Annotated in this window: 23 protein-coding genes; 12 read left to right on the forward strand and 11 right to left on the reverse strand. The window is 61.2% G+C overall.

The features are described 5' to 3' along the window. Positions 1 to 89 precede the first annotated feature (89 nt). From GFU70_RS03130 to GFU70_RS03160, 7 genes are all read left to right on the forward strand, one after another. Positions 90 to 1,373 carry an NAD(P)/FAD-dependent oxidoreductase gene (locus GFU70_RS03130; protein WP_058546547.1) on the forward strand — a complete coding sequence of 428 codons (1,284 nt, stop codon included), beginning with the start codon at positions 90 to 92 and terminating at the stop codon, positions 1,371 to 1,373. A gap of 370 nt (positions 1,374 to 1,743) precedes the next feature. Continuing rightward, a complete protein-coding gene (locus tag GFU70_RS03135; protein WP_058546548.1) occupies positions 1,744 to 2,877 on the forward strand; it encodes an ABC transporter substrate-binding protein in 1,134 nt (377 codons plus the stop codon). 174 nt (positions 2,878 to 3,051) lie between these two features. Beyond that, complete coding sequence (locus tag GFU70_RS03140) at positions 3,052 to 3,966, forward strand: ABC transporter permease subunit (protein WP_058546549.1); 915 nt, start codon at positions 3,052 to 3,054, stop codon at positions 3,964 to 3,966. Positions 3,967 to 3,969: 3 nt separating this feature from the next. Further along, positions 3,970 to 5,253, forward strand: a complete 1,284-nt coding sequence (gene livM / locus GFU70_RS03145; protein WP_116643277.1) for a high-affinity branched-chain amino acid ABC transporter permease LivM — start codon at positions 3,970 to 3,972, stop codon at positions 5,251 to 5,253. After that, the gene (locus tag GFU70_RS03150; protein ID WP_058546551.1) at positions 5,250 to 6,122 is read left to right on the forward strand and encodes an ATP-binding cassette domain-containing protein; all 873 of its coding nucleotides are present in this window, start codon (positions 5,250 to 5,252) and stop codon (positions 6,120 to 6,122) included. The genes livM and GFU70_RS03150 overlap by 4 nt, the downstream gene beginning before the upstream one ends. Next, on the forward strand, positions 6,119 to 6,835 hold the full coding sequence (locus GFU70_RS03155; protein ID WP_058546552.1) for an ABC transporter ATP-binding protein: 717 nt from the start codon (positions 6,119 to 6,121) through the stop codon (positions 6,833 to 6,835). Before GFU70_RS03150 ends, GFU70_RS03155 begins: the two co-directional genes overlap by 4 nt. A 764-nt stretch (positions 6,836 to 7,599) precedes the next feature. Continuing rightward, positions 7,600 to 8,364, forward strand: a complete 765-nt coding sequence (locus GFU70_RS03160) for an SDR family oxidoreductase (protein WP_058546553.1) — start codon at positions 7,600 to 7,602, stop codon at positions 8,362 to 8,364. Positions 8,365 to 8,526: 162 nt separating this feature from the next. On the opposite strand, the gene GFU70_RS03165 is transcribed toward GFU70_RS03160, so the two are convergent. The 8 genes from GFU70_RS03165 to GFU70_RS03200 all read right to left on the reverse strand — a co-directional run bounded on the left by GFU70_RS03165 (position 8,527) and on the right by GFU70_RS03200 (position 14,570). Continuing rightward, the gene (locus tag GFU70_RS03165; RefSeq protein ID WP_153387585.1) at positions 8,527 to 9,660 is read right to left on the reverse strand and encodes an AGE family epimerase/isomerase; all 1,134 of its coding nucleotides are present in this window, start codon (positions 9,658 to 9,660) and stop codon (positions 8,527 to 8,529) included. Positions 9,661 to 9,790: 130 nt separating this feature from the next. After that, on the reverse strand, positions 9,791 to 10,363 hold the full coding sequence (locus GFU70_RS03170; RefSeq protein ID WP_153387586.1) for a HupE/UreJ family protein: 573 nt from the start codon (positions 10,361 to 10,363) through the stop codon (positions 9,791 to 9,793). Positions 10,364 to 10,394: 31 nt separating this feature from the next. Beyond that, complete coding sequence (gene ureG, locus GFU70_RS03175) at positions 10,395 to 11,009, reverse strand: urease accessory protein UreG (protein ID WP_003197309.1); 615 nt, start codon at positions 11,007 to 11,009, stop codon at positions 10,395 to 10,397. Between the two features lie 9 nt (positions 11,010 to 11,018). Then, a complete protein-coding gene (locus tag GFU70_RS03180) occupies positions 11,019 to 11,708 on the reverse strand; it encodes an urease accessory protein UreF (RefSeq protein ID WP_058546555.1) in 690 nt (229 codons plus the stop codon). Beyond that, a complete protein-coding gene (gene ureE / locus GFU70_RS03185; RefSeq protein WP_058546556.1) occupies positions 11,705 to 12,205 on the reverse strand; it encodes an urease accessory protein UreE in 501 nt (166 codons plus the stop codon). Before ureE ends, GFU70_RS03180 begins: the two co-directional genes overlap by 4 nt. A 223-nt stretch (positions 12,206 to 12,428) precedes the next feature. Then, positions 12,429 to 12,812, reverse strand: coding sequence for a DUF6124 family protein (locus GFU70_RS03190; RefSeq protein WP_058546557.1), 384 nt, complete (start codon positions 12,810 to 12,812; stop codon positions 12,429 to 12,431). A gap of 474 nt (positions 12,813 to 13,286) precedes the next feature. After that, positions 13,287 to 13,919, reverse strand: a complete 633-nt coding sequence (locus GFU70_RS03195; protein WP_058546558.1) for a TetR family transcriptional regulator — start codon at positions 13,917 to 13,919, stop codon at positions 13,287 to 13,289. 156 nt (positions 13,920 to 14,075) lie between these two features. Further along, positions 14,076 to 14,570, reverse strand: a complete 495-nt coding sequence (locus tag GFU70_RS03200) for a hypothetical protein (RefSeq protein ID WP_064107017.1) — start codon at positions 14,568 to 14,570, stop codon at positions 14,076 to 14,078. Between the two features lie 378 nt (positions 14,571 to 14,948). Here GFU70_RS03200 and GFU70_RS03205 point away from each other — a divergent pair, with 378 nt between their 5' ends. Continuing rightward, a complete protein-coding gene (locus GFU70_RS03205) occupies positions 14,949 to 17,024 on the forward strand; it encodes an AsmA family protein (RefSeq protein ID WP_153387587.1) in 2,076 nt (691 codons plus the stop codon). Positions 17,025 to 17,089: 65 nt separating this feature from the next. On the opposite strand, the gene GFU70_RS03210 is transcribed toward GFU70_RS03205, so the two are convergent. Beyond that, positions 17,090 to 17,620, reverse strand: coding sequence for a ferritin-like domain-containing protein (locus GFU70_RS03210; RefSeq protein ID WP_058546561.1), 531 nt, complete (start codon positions 17,618 to 17,620; stop codon positions 17,090 to 17,092). A 227-nt stretch (positions 17,621 to 17,847) separates the two neighbouring features. Beyond that, a complete protein-coding gene (locus GFU70_RS03215) occupies positions 17,848 to 18,762 on the reverse strand; it encodes a LysR substrate-binding domain-containing protein (protein WP_058546562.1) in 915 nt (304 codons plus the stop codon). Positions 18,763 to 18,898: 136 nt separating this feature from the next. Between GFU70_RS03215 and GFU70_RS03220 the strand changes: the two genes are divergently transcribed. From GFU70_RS03220 to GFU70_RS03235, 4 genes are all read left to right on the forward strand, one after another. Next, the gene (locus GFU70_RS03220) at positions 18,899 to 19,537 is read left to right on the forward strand and encodes an FMN-dependent NADH-azoreductase (RefSeq protein ID WP_153387588.1); all 639 of its coding nucleotides are present in this window, start codon (positions 18,899 to 18,901) and stop codon (positions 19,535 to 19,537) included. A gap of 114 nt (positions 19,538 to 19,651) precedes the next feature. Next, positions 19,652 to 20,542, forward strand: a complete 891-nt coding sequence (locus GFU70_RS03225) for an esterase/lipase family protein (protein ID WP_153387589.1) — start codon at positions 19,652 to 19,654, stop codon at positions 20,540 to 20,542. Between the two features lie 69 nt (positions 20,543 to 20,611). Further along, the gene (locus GFU70_RS03230; protein WP_058546565.1) at positions 20,612 to 20,884 is read left to right on the forward strand and encodes a PsiF family protein; all 273 of its coding nucleotides are present in this window, start codon (positions 20,612 to 20,614) and stop codon (positions 20,882 to 20,884) included. 219 nt (positions 20,885 to 21,103) lie between these two features. Further along, positions 21,104 to 22,117: an AI-2E family transporter gene (locus GFU70_RS03235; protein WP_116643271.1), complete on the forward strand. Its 1,014-nt coding sequence runs from the start codon at positions 21,104 to 21,106 to the stop codon at positions 22,115 to 22,117. A gap of 134 nt (positions 22,118 to 22,251) precedes the next feature. Here GFU70_RS03235 and GFU70_RS03240 read toward each other — a convergent pair whose 3' ends face one another. Then, positions 22,252 to 23,526: an Hsp70 family protein gene (locus GFU70_RS03240; RefSeq protein WP_058546567.1), complete on the reverse strand. Its 1,275-nt coding sequence runs from the start codon at positions 23,524 to 23,526 to the stop codon at positions 22,252 to 22,254. Between the last annotated feature and the right edge of the window lie 256 nt (positions 23,527 to 23,782).

A 23,782-nucleotide genomic window follows, 5' to 3' on the forward strand; every position in this document is an offset into this window, starting at 1 on the left:
AGGAAAGTGACTGTAGGGCCGCTATCGCGAGCAAGCTCGCTCCCACACTAAATAGTGTGATGGTTAGGTTTCATTTCCGGAGTCTGGCAATGCCGTTACGCGAAGAATGTCTGTGGGAAAACCTGACGCCGCAAAGGCCTGAAAACACCGCTCTGGCCGGCGAAGTCAGCGTCGATGTGTGTGTGATTGGCGCCGGCTTCACCGGGCTGTCGGCGGCGGTGCATTTGCTGGAACAGGGCAAGCGCGTTGCCGTGTTGGAGGCTCATCGGGCCGGGCACGGCGGATCGGGGCGTAACGTCGGGTTGGTCAACGCCGGCCTGTGGATCCCGCCGGACGACATCGAGGCCGGGTTCGGCGAGGCGGTGGGCAGCCAGCTCAACCGCATGCTGGGGGCTGCGCCGGCCCTGGTGTTCAGCCTCGTCGATAAATACAACATCGATTGCCAACTGCGCCGCGAAGGCACCCTGCACATGGCCCATAACGCCCGGGGCGAGGCCGACCTGCGCAGTCGCGAAGAGCAATGGAAGCGCCGTGGTGCCCCGGTGCAATTGCTCACCGGCCAGGCCTGTGTCGAGGCCACCGGCACGTCGAAAATCGCCGCGGCATTACTCGACCGTCGCGCCGGTACGCTCAACCCGATGGCCTACACCAGCGGATTGGCCAAGGCGGCCACGGACCTGGGTGGCCAGCTGTTCGACCATTCACCGGTGACGCGCCTGGAACGCCAGGGCCAGCGCTGGTCGGTGCAGACCGCCCAGGGTTCGGTACTGGCCGAGCAGGTGGTGATCGCCTCCAACGCCTATACCGAGGGCGACTGGACCGAACTGCGGCGCAATTTCTTCCCTGGTTATTACTATCAGGTCGCCTCGGTCCCGCTGACCGACGACGCCGCCCGACGCATTCTGCCGGGCGGGCAGGGCTCGTGGGATACCCGCCAGGTGTTGAGCAGCATCCGCCGGGACAAGGACGGCCGTTTGCTGCTGGGCAGCCTGGGCAACGGCAACCGCAAGCCGACCTGGTTCCTCAAGGCCTGGGCCGACCGGGTGCAGCAGCACTATTTCCCCTACCTCAAGCCAGTGGAATGGGAATGCACCTGGACCGGGCGCATCGCGTTTACGCCCGACCACCTGATGCGCCTGTTCGAACCTGCCCCAGGGTTGGTGGCAGTGACCGGTTACAACGGTCGAGGCGTGACTACCGGCACGGTGGTCGGCAAGGCGTTCGCCGACTACCTGTGCCACGGTGACGCCAAGGCGCTGCCGATCCCCTTCGCACCCATGCAGCCAGTGGCCGGGGTGGGCTTGCGCAGTTGCCTGTATGAAGCCGGTTTTTCGCTGTATCACGCGGGCCAGTGCCTGCGGATCGTCATTTGAGTGTTGAAAATTGTTGCAGGCCCCCGCGTTTTCCGGCGTAGCGTCTAGCCTGTTATGGTGCGGGTTGTAGCAATCGCGCACCGACAGTGTGCAGTTCGGTGACGTGGGTTGTTACACAGTGGTTGCACGCCGTTTCGTGCAATGGTTGCAATGATGGCTCACGGAGGGTTTCACCTATTTAAATAAAAGGTTGCACCTCGTGCGGTTTAGACGGTTGCACGCCCTATGAAAAAGGGCTCGAAACAGTCGAAATAACAATAAAGCAGCGACTTTTTTCAGAATAAAAAACCGATGGCACGGCCCTTGCTCTGAGCTTTTCAGTGAAATGAAGTCGCAGTGCCAACTAAAAAAAACCTTGGAGCACCACCTCATGTCCCAGACGTTTTACAAGAAAGGTTTCCTGGCCCTAGCAGTGGCAACTGCGTTGGGTGTTTCTGCGTTTGCTCAAGCTGATGTAAAAATTGGTGTGGCTGGGCCGATGACCGGCGCCAACGCTGCATTTGGCGAGCAGTACATGAAGGGTGCCCAAGCGGCAGCCGATGCCATTAACGCGGCGGGTGGCGTCAACGGTGAGAAGATCCTGCTGGTCAAGGGCGATGACGCCTGTGAACCGAAACAGGCTGTTACGGTGGCCAAGGACCTGACCAACCAGAAAGTGGCGGGCGTGGTCGGTCACTTCTGCTCCTCGTCGACCATTCCGGCCTCCGAGATCTACGACGAAGCCGGCATCATTGCAATCACCCCGGGTTCTACCAACCCACAGGTGACCGAGCGCGGCCTGGGCGCCATGTTCCGTATGTGCGGTCGTGACGACCAGCAAGGTATCGTCGCTGGCGACTACATCGTTGACGTGCTCAAAGGTAAAAAAGTCGTTGTGCTGCATGACAAGGACACCTACGGTCAGGGCCTGGCGGATGCGACCAAGGCTCAACTGGCCAAGCGCGGCGTTACGCCAGTGCTGTACGAAGGCCTGACCCGCGGTGAAAAAGACTTCAGCACCATTGTCACCAAGATCCGTGGCGCTGGCGCCGACGTCGTGTACTTCGGTGGTCTGCACCCGGAAGCCGGTCCCCTGGTTCGCCAACTGCGTGAGCAAGGCCTCAAGGACGTCAAGTTCATGTCCGACGACGGTATCGTGACTGACGAGCTGGTCACCACCGCTGGCGGCCCGCAATTTGTCGATGGCGTGCTGATGACCTTCGGTGCCGACCCGCGCCTGCTGCCAGATAGCAAGGCCGTAGTGGATGCGTTCCGCAAAAGTGGCACCGAGCCGGAAGGCTACACCCTGTACGCCTACGCTTCGGTGCAGGCCCTCGCGGCTGCCTTCAATGGCGCCAAGTCCAACGACGGCGAAAAAGCAGCTGAATGGCTGAAGAAAAACCCGGTCAAGACCGTCATGGGCGAGAAGACCTGGGACGCCAAGGGCGACCTGAAAGTCTCCGACTACGTGGTTTACGAGTGGGACAAGGACGGCAAATACCACCAATTGGAAAAACAGAAGTGATATGAGCTGCTGATTTGCCCGGTGCCTCGTGCGCCGGGCAATCCAACAACTCTGTCCATGCAGTACCTGTCTTTTCTCGTAGAGCTGCACTCAACTGTGTTGCGCGGGTGGTTGAACCCTCGGCTCGTCGCATCCAGCTTTTGTGCAGTCTCTCCAATTGCGTGAGATTGCGTTATGGATGGTATTTTCCTGCAGCAACTGGTCAACGGCCTGACCCTCGGGTCGGTCTATGGCCTGATCGCCATCGGCTACACAATGGTCTATGGCATCATCGGCATGATCAACTTCGCCCATGGCGAGGTTTATATGATCTCTGCGTACCTCGCGGCGATCAGTCTGGCTCTGCTGGCATACTTCGGTATTGAATCCTTCCCTCTACTGATGCTTGGCACACTGGTCTTCACCATCGTCGTCACGGCGGTGTATGGCTGGGTCATCGAGCGTGTCGCCTACAAACCCCTGCGTAATTCCACCCGGCTGGCACCGCTGATCAGCGCCATCGGGATTTCGCTGATCCTGCAAAACTATGCACAAATCGCCCAGGGCGCGAAGCAACAAGGCGTTCCAACCTTGCTGACCGGTGCCTGGCGTGTCGAAGTCGGCACAGGATTCGTACAACTGACCTATACCAAGGTCTTCATTCTGGTTGCCGCGTTTGCCGGCATGGCCCTGCTGACCTACGTCATCAAGTACACCAAGCTCGGCCGTATGTGCCGCGCGACCCAGCAAGACCGCAAGATGGCCTCGATCCTGGGGATCAACACCGACCGGGTGATTTCCTACGTGTTCATCATCGGTGCCGCGATGGCGGCCCTGGCTGGTGTGCTGATCACCATGAACTACGGCACGTTCGACTTCTATGCCGGATTCATCATCGGCATCAAGGCGTTCACCGCAGCGGTGCTCGGCGGGATCGGCTCACTGCCTGGTGCGATGCTTGGCGGGATCATTCTCGGAATTTCCGAATCTCTGTTCTCCGGCCTGGTCAACTCGGACTACAAAGACGTCTTCAGCTTCTCGCTGCTCGTTCTCGTTCTGGTCTTTCGGCCTCAAGGTCTGCTCGGCCGTCCTCTTGTGTCGAAGGTGTAAGCGATGTCATCAACCACTAAAAAAAATATTGAACTGAAAAAAAGCCTGGTTGACGCAATTCTCGCCGGCCTTGTCGCCCTGATTGTGTTCGGGCCGATTGTCGGTGTGGTGCTGGACGGCTACGACTTCAACCTGCAGCCGACCCGTGTGGCATGGATTGTCGCTATCGTCATGGCTGGCCGCTTTGCCCTGGGCCTGTTCCTGCAGACGCCCAAGGGGCTGAGAATTCTTGATGGCTTCGAAAGCACCAGCTCCGGGGTTCATGTACTGCCGCCTGATTACAAAACCCGGTTGCGCTGGATCATCCCGCTGGTGATTGTCGTCGCCGTGGTATTCCCGTTTTTCTCCAATTCATACCTGCTGGGCGTGGTCATCCTAGGGTTGATCTACGTGCTGCTGGGTCTGGGCTTGAACATTGTGGTAGGCCTGGCTGGCCTGCTCGACCTGGGCTACGTGGCGTTCTACGCCATCGGTGCCTATGGGCTGGCGCTCGGTTATCAGTACCTGGGGCTGGGTTTCTGGACGGTGCTGCCGCTGGCTGCGATCATGGCGGGGCTGGCCGGTTGCATCCTCGGTTTCCCCGTGTTGCGTCTGCACGGTGATTACCTGGCGATCGTGACCCTGGGCTTCGGTGAAATCATCCGCTTGGTCCTCAATAACTGGCTGAGCCTGACCGGTGGCCCGAACGGCATGTCCGCGCCGCTGCCAACCTTCTTCGGTCTGGAATTCAGTAAAAGAGCCAAGGACGGTGGTGTCCCCTTCCATGAGTTTTTCGGCATCGCCTACAACCCGGACGTGAAGTACTACTTCATCTACGCGGTATTGTTCCTCGTCGTACTGGCCGTGTTGTACATCAAGCATCGCCTGACCCGCATGCCGGTCGGTCGCGCATGGGAAGCCTTGCGTGAAGATGAAATCGCCTGCCGCTCGATGGGCCTGAACCATGTCCTGGTCAAGCTCTCGGCATTCACCATCGGCGCCTCGACGGCCGGCCTGGCCGGAGTGTTCTTCGCCACTTACCAAGGCTTCGTCAATCCGACATCGTTCACCTTCTTTGAATCGGCGCTGATCCTCGCCATCGTGGTATTGGGTGGCATGGGCTCGACCATTGGCGTGGTGATTGCGGCATTTGTGCTGACCGTCGCCCCGGAACTGCTGCGCGGCTTTGCGGAATACCGGGTGCTGCTGTTCGGCATACTGATGGTGTTGATGATGATCTGGCGCCCACGCGGCCTGATCCGTATCAGCCGTACCGGGGTGACGCCGCGCAAGGGGGTAGCGCCATGAGCGAAGTCGTACTCAAAGTTGAAAACCTGATGATGCAGTTCGGTGGCATCAAGGCCCTCAGCGACGTCAGCCTGCAAGTCAAACGCAACTCGATCTTCGCCCTGATCGGCCCCAACGGCGCGGGCAAGACCACGGTGTTCAACTGCCTGACCGGTTTCTACAAGGCCTCGGGCGGCAAGATCGAGCTCAACGTGCGTGGCGAGCAAACCAACGTCATCAAGTTGTTGGGCGAGGCGTTTCGCCCGACGGACTTCGTGTCGCCGAAATCCTTCGCCAGCCGGCTGTACTACAAGATGTTTGGCGGCACCCACCTGGTAAACCGCGCTGGCCTGGCGCGTACCTTCCAGAACATTCGCCTGTTCAAGGAAATGTCGGTGCTGGAAAACCTGTTGGTGGCCCAGCACATGTGGGTCAACCGCAGTCTGTTGGCGGGCGTGCTCAACACCAAGGGTTACCGCCAGGCAGAAAGCGACGCCCTGGACCACGCCTTCTATTGGCTGGAAGTGGTGGACCTGGTCGATTGTGCCAACCGCCTCGCCGGGGAGCTTTCCTATGGCCAGCAGCGGCGCCTGGAAATCGCCCGGGCCATGTGCACGCGTCCGCAGATCATCTGCCTCGACGAGCCGGCCGCCGGCCTCAACCCTCAGGAAACCGAAGCGCTGAGCGCGATGATCCGGCTGCTGCGCGACGAGCACGATCTGACCGTGGTGCTGATCGAACACGACATGGGCATGGTAATGAGTATTTCCGACCACATCGTGGTGCTGGACCACGGCACGGTGATCGCCGAGGGCGGTCCCGAGGCGATTCGCAACGATCCGAAGGTGATCGCGGCTTACCTGGGTGCCGACGAAGAGGAACTGGTATGAGTGGACCTATCCTCGAGCTCAAGGAGCTGGACGTGTTCTACGGGCCGATCCAGGCCCTGAAAAAAGTCTCGATGCACATTGACGAAGGTGAAACCGTGAGCCTGATCGGCTCCAACGGTGCCGGCAAGTCCACGCTGCTGATGTCGATTTTCGGCCAGCCCCGTGCGGCGGGCGGGCAGATCATCTACCAGGGCGTGGACATCACCCACAAGTCGTCGCACTACATTGCGTCCCACGGCATCGCGCAGTCGCCGGAAGGGCGGCGGGTATTCCCGGACATGACCGTCGAGGAAAACCTGCTGATGGGCACCATTCCCATTGGTGACAAATACGCCAGCGAAGACATGCAGCGCATGTTCGAGCTGTTTCCACGGCTCAAGGAACGCCGCAACCAGCGGGCCATGACCATGTCCGGCGGCGAGCAGCAAATGCTCGCCATCGCCCGGGCATTGATGAGCCGGCCAAAGTTGTTGCTGCTCGATGAGCCGAGCCTGGGGCTGGCGCCGATCGTGGTGAAGCAGATCTTCGCCACCCTGCGTGAGCTGGCGTCCACCGGGATGACCATCTTCCTGGTGGAACAGAACGCCAACCACGCCCTCAGGCTGTCGGACCGGGCCTATGTGATGGTCAACGGAGAAATCCGCCTGACCGGCACGGGCAAGGAGTTGCTCGCCAATGAAGAGGTGCGCAACGCGTATCTGGGCGGGCATTGAGGCTGTTGTTGCGATGAAAACAAACCGGCGAGTGATCGCCGGTTTTTTTATCTCCCCCAAACACCGCCGCTCCCACAGGGGTTTTGTATGTTTTTCACAATTGTGGACAACAATCCTGAGCCCCTGCGAAACCGCGACATAAAGTCGCCGCAAACAGTTGTTTTGTCACAGTTTTGACTTGTCCCCGTTTGCTGTGGAACTGGCTGTGGGTAACGTGGGAGTAGCTGGCTGCAAGCCTTTGAATACGTGGCTTGCAGGGCTGTGATCGTTTTTTGATCAGGTGTTTTCCGCCAGGCGGTAGTGGCTGTTGTCAACACTTTTATGAGCGCTGCGATGGGCGCTAAAGTCGGTGGGAAAGTCTGTGGATAAGTCTGTGACTAAACTCTGGAAAGACTGCGCTGAGCAGCGTCGTTACTGGCTTGGAGCCATCGTCCATCTGGTGTTGGCTTATAGCAGATAACTTGGGCTGCACAACCTCACTTGCAGGGTCAAGCGAAAAAAATTTCCAAATACCCCGCAAAGCCTTATGCACAGCGGCTTGCGGGTTTTGCACTTGCCCCCTATTACTGTGGACGTGCCTGTGGATAAGGTGCGGGCAATCGCCTGCGGGCCTTATTGAGCAAGGCCTGGCGTGGATTGGTTATTTTATGAGCAGTTGTGGTCCGAAAGCTGGCGCGCAAGCCTTGCTCCTCCCATGCCAGGCCGGGCATGCTGTGGGCCGATTTCCATTCAATGGCTTTTGAAGTTCAAACAAGGAGAACACGATGTCTGACACCCTGTTTATCACCGGCGCGACATCCGGTTTTGGTGAAGCCTGTGCCCGTCGTTTTGCCGAGGCCGGTTGGAAACTGGTGCTGACCGGTCGTCGTGAAGAACGCCTCAATGCCCTCTGCGCCGAGCTGTCGAAGCAGACCGAAGTCCATGGCCTGGTCCTGGACGTGCGTGATCGCAAGGCCATGGAGGAGGCCGTCGCCAACCTGCCGCCGTCCTTCGCCAAATTGCGCGGGTTGATCAACAACGCCGGCCTGGCCCTGGGCGTCGACCCGGCGCCCAAGTGCGACCTCGATGACTGGGACACCATGGTCGACACCAATGTCAAAGGGCTGATCTACAGTACTCGCCTGCTGTTGCCGCGTCTGATCGCCCACGGCCGTGGTGCCGGGATCGTCAACCTGGGCTCCATCGCCGGCAACTACCCGTATCCGGGCAGCCACGTGTATGGCGCGAGCAAGGCGTTCGTCAAGCAGTTCTCCCTGAACCTTCGGTGCGACCTGCAAGGCACGGGCGTGCGGGTGAGCAATATTGAGCCGGGCCTGTGCGAGAGCGAATTCTCCCTGGTGCGCTTCGGTGGCGACCAGGAGCGCTACAACGCCACCTACGCCGGCGCCGAGCCGATCCAGCCGCAGGACATCGCCGATACGATTTTCTGGGTGCTCAACACGCCGGCGCACATCAACATCAATAGCCTGGAACTGATGCCGGTGAGCCAGACCTGGGCTGGGTTTGCCATTGAGCGCAACAAGGCCTGACGAGTGTTTTGAAGTGAGCTTTTGTGGCCAGAGATTGCTCCCGCTTGGCTGCGCTGTAGGAGCTGCCGAAGGCTCGGGCCGCGTTCGGACGATCTTTTGATCTTGGAAAGATCGCAGCCTCGCTTCGCTCGACAGCTCCTACAGGTCCAGTGGGGGCAATCTCTACGCCAGATAATCGGCCAGTCCGCGATAGCAGGTCAGCAGGTGATACGGCGTGGTGGACGGCATGTCCCGGCGGCTGACAATGCCGTCGGCGTCCAGGCATTCATGCCAGCCCTTGGCATGCAGGAAATGTTGCTGCAGCGCTTGCAGTTGGCGCAGCAACAACCCCTGGCTGCCCGGGCGCAATGTGAGGGCCCGCAAGTATTCCGCCTGGGCCCAGATGCGTTGGGTGGCATCGCGTGGGTCTGCCTGTGATCCCAAGGCCAGCATTGCACACACAGCACCGGAGTCCGGGTCGATGCCGCGTTGCTCGGTATGGCCGAAGCTATGCTCCAGAGCTGTGTGCAACTTGCCGTTGCGCAACAGGGGCGATGAGGCCAGCAAGTAATACCATTCGAACTGGTGCCCCGGTTCGAACCAGTTATCCACAGCCTTGAGCGGCTTCTCCATCATTACGCCTTGCTGCGGCTCGATGAACTGCTTGGCCATTGCGTCGCACAGGCTCAGCAATGCCTGGCGGACGTTGGCGTCTTCGCGGACCGAGAGGGTGGCGAGAAACGCTTCGGCCAAGTGCATCAACGGGTTTTGCAGCGGGCCGGATCCGGTCGTTGACCAATCACGCTTGAGGCTGGCTTCGTAGAGACCGTCTGCGCTGGCGAAGCGCCGGGCAATGACCTCCAGGCTCGCGTTGAGTACCGATTCCACCAGCGGCTCGCGGACCTTGCCCCAGTAATGGGCGCAGGCGAACAGGATGAAGGCGTGGGTGTAGAGGTCCTTGCTGGTGTCCAGCGGCGCGCCTTGCGGATCGATGCTGTAGAACCAGCCGCCATGCTCGGCGTCGTGGAAATGACGCTGCAGCGAGCGGAACAGTGCGCCGGCCCGTTCCTCGGCCTGGGGCACTTCGCCAATCAGGCTGGCGAACACATACAACTGCCGCGCACAGGCCATGGCGCGGTAGCGCTGGGGTGGCAGCGGCGCATGTTCGGCATCAAGTGATTCATAGGGCAGCGCCAGTTCGGCATTCCAGCCCGGGCCTTGCCACATCGGCACGATCACGTCGTGAAAATGCTGACGCACTGTTGCGAACAGGGCGGTCAATTCAGGCTGGGGAGCGGGGCGGGAAGCATCAGGCATGGGCGGACGTCGTCACGGCTGGGGGCGATTGCGCGACATGGTAGCAGAGTGACCGACTCCAGAGAGATGGCGCCTGCAAGTCCGTCATCGCGAGCTTGCTCGCGATAGCGGCCCGGCAGGCGCTAGAGAATCAGCCCGCCAGCAACCAAACCCCAGCCGCCGCCGAAGCCGCCCCGGCCAACCGGACCAATGGCGCCGCCGCGCGCGGCAACACCCGCACCAGGGCAAACCCGGCGCCGTGCAGCGCCGCTGTCGCCACGACGAAGCCCGCCGCATAGGCCCACGGGCTCGACATGTCCGGTAGTTCCAAACCATGGGCCACGCCATGGAACAGCGCAAACAGTGCCGTCGCACCGACTGCCAGGCTCAATGGCGGACGCACCGCCAGTGCCACCGCCAGGCCCAGGGCGAGCACCGAGGCGGCGATCCCGCTTTCCAGCGCCGGCAGGTCCAGGCCTTCAAAGCCCAGTAGGCCGCCGAGCAGCATCGTCCCGACGAAGGTGCACGGCAGCGCCCAGCGCGCGGCACCTTGTTGTTGTGCGGCCCACAAACCGACCGCCAGCATCGCCAGCAAGTGGTCGAGCCCGCCGATGGGGTGGCCGAGGCCGGCGATCACGCCATTGTCGCCATGGCCGGGATGGGCGAAGGCCAGGGCTGGGGTCAGCAGCAGGGCAAGGGCGCCGAGGATACGTTTGAAGGTCATGGATAAGCTTCCTTGTGGTCAGTCGGAAAGATCAGGCGGCGGTCAGCAGACCCTGGCGCTCGATGAAGGCGATGATGTCGTCCAGGCCCTGGCCGGTCTTCTGGTTGCTGAACACGAAGGGCTTGCCGTTGCGCATCCGCCGGGTGTCGCTGTCCATCATTTCCAGGGACGCACCCACCAGGGGGGCCAGGTCGATTTTATTGATGACCAGCAGGTCGGATTTGCAGATGCCCGGCCCACCCTTGCGCGGCAGCTTGTCGCCGGCCGAGACGTCGATCACATAGATGGTCAGGTCCGACAGCTCGGGACTGAAGGTCGCCGACAGGTTGTCGCCGCCCGATTCCACCAGGATCAGGTCCAGGCCCGGGAAGCGCCGGTTCAACTGGTCCACCGCCTCAAGGTTGATCGACGCGTCTTCGCGAATCGCCGTGTGCGGGCAGCCGCCGGTTTCCACGCCGATGATCCGCTCCGGTGCCAGGGCCTCGTTGCGCACCAGGAAGTCGGCGTCTTCGCGGGTATAGATGTCGTTGGTGACCACCGCCAGGTTGTAGCGTTCACGTAGAGCCAGGCACAGGGCCAGGGTCAGGGCGGTCTTGCCGGAACCCACCGGGCCGCCGATACCGACGCGCAGAGGTTGTGTATTCATGAGTGTCTCCTAGGAACGGAATAGACGGCTGTACTGGCGCTCATGGGCCATGCACGCCAGGGACAGGCCAAATGCGGCGCTGCCGTAATGGTCAGGGTCGATGTTCGAGGCGTCGTGCTGGGCCTGTTGCAGCAGCGGCAGCAGTTCGCTGGTCAAGCGCTGGGCGGCTTGCTGGCCCAGGGGCAGGGTTTTCATCAGCACCGCCAATTGGTTTTCCAGCCAGCTCCACAGCCAGGCGGCGAGGGCGTCCTGGGGGGCGATCTGCCAGGCGCGGGCCGCCAGAGCCCAGCACAAGGCCAGGTGCGGCTCGCTGCGCTGTTGGAGGCTGAGCTGTTCAAGAAAGCCGCGCGCGGCACGGTCGAGTTCCGGCAGGCCAGCGAGCAGTTGCTGCAATGAGTAGCCCATCTGCCGGCTCTCTTGATACAGCTCACGGGTTTCCCGGCTGGCGCGGTGTTCTTGGCAATGCAGCAGCAGCGCATCCCAATCGTCAGCCGCGGCTGCGCTGCAGTGCGCCAGCAACAAGGGCGCTTCGAAACGCGCCAGGTTCAGCAGCAGTTGATCGCTGATCCAGCGACGGGCGTCGTCGGGATTCTTCACCTGGCCGTTGTCCACCGCCATCTCCAGCCCCTGGGAATAGCTGTAGCCGCCAATCGGCAACTGCGGGCTGGCCAGACGCAACAGCGCCCAGGCCGGGTTCATGTGCGCACGCCAAACTGATGCAGGCGCGGCGCGTAGTTGAACGCTTCGTCGCCGTGCCGGGAGTGATGGTGACCGCCGCCATAGGCGCCGTGTTCCGGTTGGAATGGGGCTTCGATGGGTTCGGCGCGGGCGCCCAGTTGTTCGAGCATCGCCTTGAGCACGTAGTCGTCGAGCAGGCGCAACCAGCCATCGCCCACTTGCAAGGCGACATGGCGATTGCCCAGGTGATAGGCGGCGCGGGTCAGTTCGAACGCGTTGGCGCAGGTGACATGCAGCAATTGTTCGGCGCGGGCGCAAACACGCACGATGCGCCCGTCTTCAGCTTGCAGGCATTCGCCGTCGTACAGTGGCGGTTGGCCTCGTTCCAGGAACAACCCCACGTCTTCACCTTCGGCACTGAAACAGCGCAGGCGGCTTTTGCTACGGGCGTCAAAGGTCAGGTGCAGCTCGGCGTCCCAGCGCGGTTGAGTGTCGATTCTGCGATGAATCACCAGCATCGGAGTGCTTCCAGCAATGAATAGTGCTGTGTTTAGAGCAAGGGGCTTGCCAACCGAAAGAGATGTAGGAAATAGCTGGGATGGCGTTTCAGGATGGGGCGGGATGTGTGCCAGGTTGGTGCGCATTGGAGTTTTGCGCACCATTTTGCGACCTGCGCAAAAGAACCTGTGGGAGCGGGCTTGCTTGCGATGGCGCCGGCTCAGCCTGCATCAATGCAAAGCGCTACCCCTTGGCTCCAGGCGCCGCCATCTCCTTGGTTTCCAGATGATCCAATGCCCGCTCGACCAACAACTGCACTCCATCGGCCATCCGGCTGATTGCCAGGGCGACGCAGCGGCGTGAATCGTCCACGTCGTCAGCCAGGTCGGCGGCGATGGTGCTGATGGAGAGCAGGTCTTCGGAGGCGTTGGCGAGCAGGGTTTCGGTGTCGATGTGTGGGGAAACGATGAAGAGTTGGTTTTTGTCAGGTTCGGGCGGTGAGGCGGGCTTGGGCTTGAGGTAGTAGTCGAGGGCGCGGGTGGCGGCGTCATCGAGCTTTTTTTCTTCCTGCGTTTCGACGCGGGACTTATGGCCGCTTTGTGGGGGATTCGGAGTTGCTATGAACATAGTGAAAATTCCTGGAAGTGGAGCCGGCACCCTCCGATTGCACGTCGAAAAATGGGTGGCAGCTGTACGTAGGTGTGCAAGACCGGTCCAGGAACCCGGCAGACCCGAAGGTCTCCCACGCGCAGCCGCCATAACAGTCGGCGAGCATAGAAAAATGCTCGGCGAATAGCCATAACGAATGCGTTCCTAGATCGGACTTGCACGTCCGTATCACCGTTTTTTGCGATGACGAACAAAGGTTAACGGCGCTCGAAAGCGCTGCCTAGTTCATGAACAGCCCGGCGTGTTGAAGGAAATGTCCGAGGGTTTGGCGGGGGAAAAGCACCGAAAGATCACAGCGGTCGGCAGCTCCTACAGAGATGGCCATATTTACCAGGCGGTTCTTCGGGAGGCGGTGTGTCAGGTGAGCAATCAGGGGGCTGAGACTCCGCTATCGCGAGCAAGCTCGCTCCCACAGTGGGGTACATCCGGGGTTTATTCGGTACTGCCCAACCCTTGCCAATGCTTGAGGCCAATAAAGATGAACCGCAGTTGCTGGGTGATCTTCGCCTGGGGCGTGAGGTGTTCGGGGAGGGCTTGGGCGGGTGGGTCGATGATGTCCGGCAGGGTGGCGAACACGCTCTTGACGATGAGGTCGGCCATCACGCCCAGGGCAGCCAGGTCCAGGTGCTGCAGCTTGGGCATCAAGGCCAGGTCGGCTGCCAGGTCCGAGCTGATGTCTTCGCGCAGCTGGGCGATGGCCTGGCGCACTGGCAGGGAGCCGCCGTATTGCTCGCGGGCCAGGAACAGGAACTGCGATCGGTTGGCCTGCACCACATCGAGAAAGATCCGCACCGACGCGTCGATAATGCCGCCCATGACGAATTCGTTGTGGCGCACCAGGCGGATGGTTTCGCGGAAGGTCTGGCCGACTTCGCTGACCAGTGCCAGGCCCAATTGGTTCATATCGTCGAAGTGCCGGTAGAACCCGGTGGGCACGATGCCGGCAGTCCGGGCGACTTCCCGCAGGCTCAGGCTGCCGAACCCCCGGCCGCACTCCATCAAATGGCGGGCTGCGTCCATCAGGGCAATTCGGGTCTGTTGTTTCTGTTCGGCGCGGGGCAGCATCGCAAGGCTGGCTTCTGATTCATGGGAGCGACGCACTCTAGCAAATCGGCTTTGCCGACGTCGAACGGTAGAGAGGGATCAGGCGGGAAAACGAAGGGCTTGAAAAGTCAAAAGCCCGATTGCAGGAATCGGGCTTTTTTCCGGGCCACCATGGGCTCAGCTCACTGTGCTGTTGCGTTCGATCACGCGATCACCACCGCCTTCGGCGAGGGTTTCGCCCTGTTTGGTGCGATCAAAACCGTCTTCGGCAAGGGTTTCGCCCAGCTTGGTACGATCAGAACCGTCTTCAGCGAGAGTCTGGCCAGGTGTGCGGTCAGAGCCATCTTCGGCGAGAGTCTGGCCAGGTGTGCGGTCAGAACCATCTTCGGCGAGGGTCTGGCCAGGTGTGCGGTCAGAACCATCTTCGGCGAGGGTCTGGCCAGGTGTGCGGTCAGAACCATCTTCGGCGAGAGTCTGGCCAGGTGTGCGAGAAGAGCCGTCCTCAGCCAGACCTTTTTCTTCCAGGCGATCACGGCCACCTTCGGCAACAGTCTGGCTGTAGACAGAGTGGCTGTCCTTGACCTGTGGCGTAGCTTGTTCGGAGGCTGGCAATGCAAAGGCAGTCGAGGCCAGCAGTGAAAGGGAAAGGCTCATCAGTAGTTGGCGTTTCATGATCGTTGCTCCTTGGGAGGGCGATAAAGTGGGTACGAGGGCAATGCTACTCTCGATAAGTCGATATAAAAGTTCATAAACGCAATGGTAATAATCAACGGAATTGATTGTTCGGGGCGAAGGCTCTAGGGCGGGCCTTTCCGAGGGTTGGTTTTGCACCGTGGTGGGTATTTTGTACCCATCGCTGCCTCGCAAGTGTGCGGGCGCGGTAACAGTTTGTTGTCTGATCGGTCAGCAATCTTGCAGTTTTTTGTGCCGTTCATCGGCACCTGTGGACCGTTTTACCAGTCCAACCCTTCATAACGAACCGACTGCAGGGTTGTGTTCCCAGCGGCGTCGCGGTTACGGACGCCGATCTTGTCATCAGGAGCCTTGTGCATGACGCGCACCTCGAAAATCCTCGCCTGGAGCTTTGCCAGCCTTGTTGTCCTGCTGGCCGTGCTGATCCTGATCATCGCCTTCTTCGACTGGAACCGCATCAAGCCTGCGCTCAATACCAAGGTTTCCGAGGAGTTGCATCGTCCCTTTGCCATCAACGGCAACCTGGCGGTGACCTGGCAGCGTGAGCCGGAGGAAGGGGGCTGGCGAGCCTGGTTGCCGTGGCCCCATGTGGTGGCCGAGGACTTGAGCCTGGGCAACCCGGAGTGGTCGAAAACCCCGCAAATGGTCACGCTCAAACGTGTTGAGTTGCGCGTCTCGCCCTTGGCCTTGCTGGCCCGGCGGGTGGCGATTGCGCGTATCGACCTGACGGAGCCCGACGCCAACCTGCAACGCCTGGCTGACGGGCGCGCCAACTGGACCTTCCAATTCGATCCGAAAGACCCTGACGCCAAGCCGTCCAGCTGGGTGGTGGACATCGGCGCCATCAGCTTCGACAAGGGCCACGTCACCCTTGACGACCAAACGCTCAAGACTCGCCTCGACCTGTTGATCGACCCCTTGGGCAAACCCATCCCGTTCAGCGATATCGTCGGTGAAAAGACCGCCAAAAAAGCCCAGGACCAGGGCGCGACACCGCAGGACTACGCGTTCGCCTTCAAGGTCGACGGGCAGTATCACGGGCAAGCCCTGGCCGGCTCCGGCAAGGTCGGCGGCTTGCTGGCATTGCAGGATGCGTCACGACCCTTTCCGCTCCAGGCCCAGGCGAAAATCGCCGAGACTCGCGTCGAACTGGCCGGCACCCTCACCGACCCGCTGAATCTGGGGGCCCTGGACTTGCGCCTGAAGCTGGCCGGCAACAGCCTGGCCCATCTCTACCCGCTGACCGGCGTCACCTTGCCGGATTCGCCGCCTTATGCCACTGACGGCCGCTTGATTGCCAAGCTGCATGAGCCGGGTGGGGCGCTGTTTCGCTATGAGGCGTTCAACGGCAAGATCGGCGACAGCGATATCCATGGCGACCTGGCTTATGTCGCCAGCCAGCCGCGGCCAAAGCTCAGTGGCACGCTGGTCTCCAATCAACTGCTGTTCAGCGACTTGGCGCCGTTGATCGGTGCCGACTCCAATACCGAGCAAAAGGCCCGGGGCGGCGCCAGCAAGCAGCCGGCCGACAAGATTTTGCCCGTGGAGGAGTTTCGCACCGAGCGCTGGGGCGTGATGGACGCCGATGTGGAGTTCACCGGCAAACGCATCGTTCATAGCGAGCAACTGCCGTTCACCGACCTTTACACCCATCTGGTGCTCAACGATGGGCAGTTGAGCCTCGAGCCCCTGCGCTTTGGCGTGGCCGGTGGTCGCCTCGATGCGCAGATCCGCCTCAACGGCCACACCCAGCCCCTGGAAGGCAAGGCGAAGTTGACGGCGCGCGGCTTCAAGCTCAAGCAGCTGTTTCCGGGCTTTGAGCCGATGAAAACCAGCTTCGGCGAACTGAACGGCGATGCCGATATCACCGGGCGCGGCAATTCGGTGGCGGCGTTGCTGGGCACTGCCAATGGCTCGCTGAAAATGCTCATCAACGATGGCGCCATCAGTCGTGAGCTGATGGAGCTGGCGGGGCTGAACGTCGGTAACTACGTGGTGGGTAAAATCTTTGGCGACGAGGAAGTGAAGATCAACTGCGCGGCGGCGGACTTCGACATCAAGACGGGCCTGGCGACCACGCGCCTGTTCGTGTTCGACACCGAGAACGCGATCATCTACATCGACGGCACGGCGAACATGGCGAGTGAGCAACTGGACCTGACCATCACTCCCGAGTCCAAGGGCTGGCGCCTGATTTCCCTGCGCTCGCCGTTGTACGTGCGGGGCTCGTTCGCCAAGCCTGCCGCGGGGATCAAGGCGGTGCCGCTGATGCTGCGCGGCGCCGGGATGGTGGCGTTGGGTGTGATCGCTGCACCGGCCGCCGGCTTGCTCGCGCTGATAGCGCCCAGCGGCGGTGAGCCGAACCAGTGCGCGCCGCTGCTGGAGCAGATGAAGGCGGGCAAGGCACCAGTGACGGTCAAGCCCACGCGGTAGCCAGATTTTGCGGTGAGGCGGTGGGCCTCATCGCGAGCTAGCTCGCGAAGGGGCCCTAAGGTGTATTAGAGATCGGCCAGGATATCGGCCATGTCATCGGCATGCTCTTCTTCCTGGGCCAGGATGTCTTCGAAGATGCGCCGGGTGGTTGGGTCTTTTTCGCCGATGTACTGGATGATTTCCCGATAGCTGTCGATGGCTATCCGTTCGGCTACCAAGTCCTCGTAGACCATTTCCTTGAGCGTGTTACCCGCCACGTACTGGGCGTGGGAATTGCGGGTCAACAGGTCGGGGTTGAACTCCGGCTCGCCACCCAACTGCACGATGCGTTCGGCGAGTTTGTCGGCGTGTTCGGCTTCCTGGTTCGCGTGTTCGAGGAATTCACTGGCCGCCACGCTGGCCTTGAGGCCGGCGGCCATGAAGTAGTGGCGCTTGTAGCGCAGCACGCAGACCAGTTCGGTGGCCAGCGCTTCATTGAGCAGGCGGACGACTTCCTGCCGATCGGCGCCGTAGCCCTCGGTCACTGCGCCGTTCTGCACGTTCTGCCGTGCACGTTCGCGCAGGGTGGTTACATCGGATAAGTGCATGTCGCTCATCTCGTTCTCCTGGAGGCTGATCCGGTGGGAGCGTCACGCTCTGATGGCGCGATCACTTCTTAAAGTGGGAGTGATGAGCGAAGCAAAAAGTTTTATGAAATACCCCGTGTAGGAGCTGCCGAGTGTAACGAGGCTGCGATCTTGTCCCAGACCATTGAGTCATGAGCGAACGCCAAAAGAGCAAAATCAAAAGATCGTCCGAACGCGGCCCGAGCCTTCGGCAGCTCCTACACCGGTGATGGCGTCAGGAGCGATGCGGACAGCCGCGCTTCCTCACCTAGCCACTGGAAGAACGCCCGCACCGGCGGATGGCGTTCGCGGCCCGGGACGCACAGTGCGCTGTAGCCGGCGCCGTTGACCTGGACGTCCGGGCGATAGCCCACCAGCAAACCGCTGGCGATGCTTTCAGAGGCCAGGATATTGCTCGCCAGCACCAGGCCCTGTCCGGCAATCGCCGCTTGCAAGGCGTAATGCTCCTCGTCGTACTCGCGCATGCACGGTTGCCGGGTGAGCCAGGTTTCCCCGGCCTGGGCGCACCAGGCATCCCAACCGTGGGCGTACAGCTTGGAGTTGTGCCAATGCACGCTGATCAGCGTCGGCACCTGTAGGGCCGCCAGGGCCACTTGTTCAGGCGAGCCATAGACCCCGAAGCTTTCATCGAACAGGCACATGCCGTACAGGTTCGGGTAGGCGTCCAGGCTGTAGCGCACCACCAGGTCGACGCTGGCGTCCTGGTGCAGGTCGATCACCTCGCAGTGGGTGTCCAGGCGCACGTTGATGTTCGGGTGGCGCGCATAAAAACGCCCCAGGCGAGGCACCAGCCACAGGGCGGCAAACGCTGCGGTGGTGGACAGTGTCAGGTGGCTGGTGCTGCGTTGCGGACGCAGGGTGTCGACGCTTTGTGCCACCTCCAGCAATGCCCCGTGCAGGCTGTGGAACAAGCGTTGCCCGCCGTCGGTGAGGCGTACCTGGCGAGGCAGGCGTTCGAATAGCACCAGCCCCAGCCAGCTCTCCAGGGACCGAATCTGATGGGAGACCGCCGTAGGCGTCACCGACAGCTCCGCCGCAGCCGCCTTGAAACTGAGCAGCCGCGCGGCTGCCTCGAAGGCGCGCAGGGCGTTGAGCGGCAGCTTGGCGAACATTCTGATTCTCCTGAAATACGATGGATGAAATTAACTCATCCAGATGAACTAACGCTCATTTGTCTGCCAGCGGCTACGAGCTTCAAGCTGCAAGGCACAAGCAGTGTTGATTGTAGCCGCATAAAAGGAGATTCAGATGAGTAAGATTCTTGTGGTGCATGGCAGTCCCCGTGGCGAGCGCTCTCATTCCCGGCGCTTGGCCGAGGCCTTTGTTTCGGCGTGGCAGGGTGCCCATCCGCAATCCCGATTGACCCGTCGCGAAGTCGGGCGGACGGTGATTGCGCCTGTCAATGAAGCATTCATCGCCGCGGCGTTCTACCCCGAGCCGCAGGCTCGACCGTTGACCATGCAAGCGGACCTGGCCCTGAGCGATGCCTTGGTCGAGGAGTTGCAAGCCCATGACCGATTGGTGATTTCCGCGCCCATGCACAACTTCAGCGTGCCCAGCGGCGTGAAGGCCTGGATCGACCAGATCGTGCGCATCGGGCTGACGTTCAACCACAGCCTGGATAACGGCGTGTCGCACTACGAGCCGCTGGTGCTGGGCAAGAAGGCCTTGATCGTGACCAGTCGCGGCGATTTCGGTTTCGGGCCCGGTGGCGCGCTGGAAAGCATGAACCACGCCGACACGCTATTGCGCTCCGTCCTGGGGTTTATCGGCATCACCGATGTGACGGTGGTGGCGGCAGAAGGCGAAGAATCGGCCGAGCGCAGCTTTGCGTTGTCCTGCGCCGAGGCCGAGGAGCGTTTGCTGGCGCTGGCGCGGACGTTCTGATCGGCCCAACGGGCGGCAATCTCTGGCCGCGGATCCCTAGCAGTGACATGGGTGTCATAGACGGGTCATCATCAGTGCCGATGCTGATCCCCTCTTGATCACAAGGATGTCGCCATGTCGCAACGCTGCGCCACTCGTTACCCGCTGGTACTGGTCCCGGGCATGCTCGGGTTCATCCGCCTGGTGCTGTATCCGTACTGGTATGGGATCGTCTCGGCGTTGCGTCGCGGCGGTGCCGTGGTCGTGGCGGTGAAGGTTTCGCCGCTGCATTCTTCCGAGGTGCGCGGCCAGCAATTGCTGGCGCGGATCGAGGAGATCCTGCGGCAAACCGGAGCGCAGAAAGTCAACCTGATCGGCCACAGCCAGGGCAGCCTCACCGCCCGCTATGCGGCCGCCAAACGTCCGGACCTGGTGGCGTCGGTCACGTCGGTGGCCGGCACCAACCACGGCTCCGAACTGGCGGATTACCTGCAAGCCCACTACCCCGCCGACAGTGCCAAGGGGCGTCTGCTCAGTGCCGTGCTACGCCTGGTCAACGCCCTGATGAGCCTGCTGGAAACCGGCTATCGTGGGCCCAAGCTGCCGGTGGATATTCACGCGTCCCATGCCTCCCTGACCACCGCCGGCGTGGCACTGTTCAACCAACGTTATCCACAGGGCCTGCCGGTTACCTGGGGCGGGAATGGGCCGGAAGAGGTCAGCGGCGTGCGCTATTACTCGTGGTCCGGCACCCTGCAGCCGGGCAAGACCGACAAGGGGGGCAACCTGTTCGACGGGACCAATCGCAGCTGCCGTTTATTTGCCCGCACGTTTGTAAGGGAAGCGGGGCAGTGCGACGGCATGGTCGGACGCTACAGCTCGCACCTGGGCACGGTCATCGGCGATGACTATCCGCTGGACCACTTCGATATCGTCAACCAATCGCTGGGACTGGTGGGCAAGGGGGCCGAGCCGATCCGCTTGTTTGTCGAGCATGCCGAGCGGTTGAAGGCTGCCGGGGTGTAGATCAGTAACAGGCTTTGTCTACACTGCATTTCATCGCCACGCCCTCGTGTGGCAGCCAGGAGAAACACTATGAAGATGCTGCGTGTGCCTTTGTTGATGATCGGTTTATTGCTTTGTTCCCAGGGCTTCGCCGAAACGGCGCAGCAGTCCAAGATGACCACCTGCAACGCCGACGCTACCGCCAAGGCGCTCAAGGGCGACGAGCGCAAGGCCTTCATGAGCAAGTGCCTCAAGGCTACCCCGCAGGAACGCATGAAAAGCTGCAACGCCACGGCCACCGAGCAGGCCCTGAAGGGTGACGCCCGCAAGGCGTTCATGAGTGAGTGCCTGAAGAAAAAATAAGCGTTGAATCCATAACCCTATCGCGAGCAAGCTCGCTCCCCACAGTGGGTTTTTATTGCCCGGCCCAGGGTGGGAGCGAGCTTGCTCGCGATGAGGGCGGCACAGCCACTGCAAAAAACACCTGAACTGCGGCCAATGTCGGCCGATACAATCTCTAGTGCTGCTGGTGGAAGGCTGGCAGACTGCCGATCCTTTCACGCCGTTTTGTCCTGAGGCTGTATGCCAACGTTTTCTCAGCGTCATGTGTTGTTGGTGATCAGTTGGGTGATCATTTTTGGTGGGTTGTTGCTGGTGCTGCCGCTGCGCCTGTTGCCGAGCCTGCTGGCCGGGCTGCTGGTGTTCGAACTGGTCAACATGCTCACCCCGCAGTTGCAGCGCCTGATCGAAGGCCGACGCGCTCGCTGGCTGGCAGTGGCGTTGCTGGGCACGCTGGTGGTCAGTGTGCTGACGTTGATCTTCGCCGGCGCCTTCAGTTTCCTGTTGCATGAAGCGGAAAACCCTGGCGCATCCCTGAACAAGTTCATGACCGTGGTCGACCGTGCCCGTGGGCAATTGCCGCCGTTCATCGACGCTTACCTGCCGGCCAGCGCCGCCGAGTTCCGGGTGGCGATCGGTGACTGGGTGAGCAAGCACCTGAGCGACCTGCAACTGGTGGGCAAGGACGCGGCCCACATGTTCGTGACGTTGCTGATCGGCATGGTGCTGGGGGCCATCGTTGCCCTGCAGCGCATCCCCGACGTGACCAAGCGCAAGCCCCTGGCCGCGGCGCTGTTCGATCGCCTGAGCCTGCTGGTCAAGGCGTTTCGCAACATCGTCTTCGCACAGATCAAGATTTCCTTGCTCAACACCTTCTTCACCGGGATTTTCCTGGCGGTGGTGCTGCCGCTGTTCGGCATCCATCTACCGTTGACCAAGACCCTGATCGTGATGACGTTTTTGCTGGGCCTGCTGCCGGTCATCGGCAACCTGATGTCCAACACCTTGATCACCATCGTCGCCTTGTCGCTGTCGATCTGGGTGGCGGTGGCGGCGCTGGGTTACCTGATCGTGATCCACAAGCTCGAGTACTTCCTCAATGCCCGCATCGTCGGCGGGCAGATCAGCGCCAAGTCCTGGGAGTTGCTCATGGCGATGCTGGTATTCGAAGCCGCATTCGGCCTGCCGGGGGTGGTGGCGGGGCCGATTTATTATGCGTATCTCAAGAGTGAGTTGAAGCTGGTGGGGATGGTCTGATCCAGTCAATGGGTTGACTGATCTGGCGTCTTCGCGAGCAAGCCCGCTCCCACAGGTGACCGAGTTCCTTCAGGAAGAATGCGATCAAACTGGGGGAGCGGGCTTGCTCGCGAAGGCCGCGCCTGGGTCTTGGATCAGACCTGGCTCCCATACCGCTTCATCGCCTCGATCGCCAACCCACTGCCAATACTGCCGAAGATATTGCCTTCCACATGCCGCGCCTGGGGCAGCATCGCCGAGACGCTGTTGCGCAGCGCCGGGATGCCGCTGGAACCGCCGGTGAAGAACACCGTGTCCACCTGATCGACCCGCACGTTGGCATCGTTGAGCAGCTGCGTGACGCTGCCGCGTACCCGCTCCAGCAAGCCGTCGATGGCCGACTCGAACAAGGCCCGGCTCAGGTCCACGCTCAGGCCCGGCTCGATCCGGTCCAGCGGCACGTGGCGCTGGTCGGCGTGGGTCAGCTCGATCTTGGTTTCTTCCACTTCCATCGCCAGCCAGTGCCCGGCGCGCTGTTCGATCAGTTTGAACAGCCGGTCGATGCCGCCGGTGTCTTCGATGTCGTAGCGCATGCTGCCCAGGGCCAGGGTGGATTTTTGCGAGTACACCGCGTTGATGGTGTGCCAGGTCGCCAGGTTCATGTGGTGACTGGTGGGCATGTAGGCGCCACTCTTCATGCGGCTGCCATAGCCGAACAGCGGCATCAGGCCGGCCAGCGAAAGTTGCTTGTCGAAGTCGGTCCCACCGATGTGCACGCCACCGGTGGCGAGGATGTCGGCGTGACGGTTATCGTGGGTGCGACGCTCGGGGGACAGGCGCACCAGGGAGAAGTCGGAGGTACCGCCGCCGATGTCGACGATCAGCACCAGCTCTTCTTTCTCGATGGTCGATTCATAGTCGAATGCCGCCGCGATGGGCTCGTACTGGAACGAAACCTCCTTGAAACCGATGGCGCGGGCGACGTCCACCAAGGTGTTTTCCGCTTCCTGGTCGGCCATTTCATCGTCGTCGACGAAAAACACCGGGCGACCCAGCACCACTTCTTCGAATTCCCGACCGGCGGTGGCTTCGGCGCGTTTCTTCAGCTGGCCGATGAACAGCCCCAGCAGATCCTTGAACGGCATGGCCGTGCCCAACACGCTGGTGTCGTGCTTGATCAGCTTGGAGCCCAGCAGGCTCTTGAGCGAGCGCATCAGCCGGCCTTCGTAGCCTTCCAGGTATTCGTGCAGGGCCAGGCGGCCATACACCGGGCGACGTTCCTCGAGATTGAAAAAGACCACCGAAGGCAGGGTGATCTTGTCGTCCTCCAGCGCGATCAACGTTTCCATGCCGGGGCGCAGCCAGCCGACAGTGGAGTTGGACGTGCCAAAGTCGATGCCGCAGGCACGGGCCGGGGATGCGTTTTTCATGTCTTTCGGGTTCCAGTTGAAAAAACGGCCGCGCAGTGTATGCCAGTGTGGCGCGGATTCGAAGGCCGGTTATCTAGTAATTCGCAATCGTCGGCCTTGAAAGCGGCCCTTATACCCCCAAACTTGCTGGCATGGGCCTGGTAGCCACAGGGCGGGTACAAGAACCGCCACCGGCTGCCGATAAACTTCTGAAGCGCCGCCCGGTCACAAACCTTGAGATTGGTCAAATTCCGGGGCTTGTACCACGGGCATGCTG

Origin of the sequence: Pseudomonas brassicacearum (genome assembly GCF_009601685.2) — a bacterium.
Taxonomy (GTDB): Bacteria; Pseudomonadota; Gammaproteobacteria; order Pseudomonadales; family Pseudomonadaceae; genus Aquipseudomonas; species Aquipseudomonas kilonensis_B.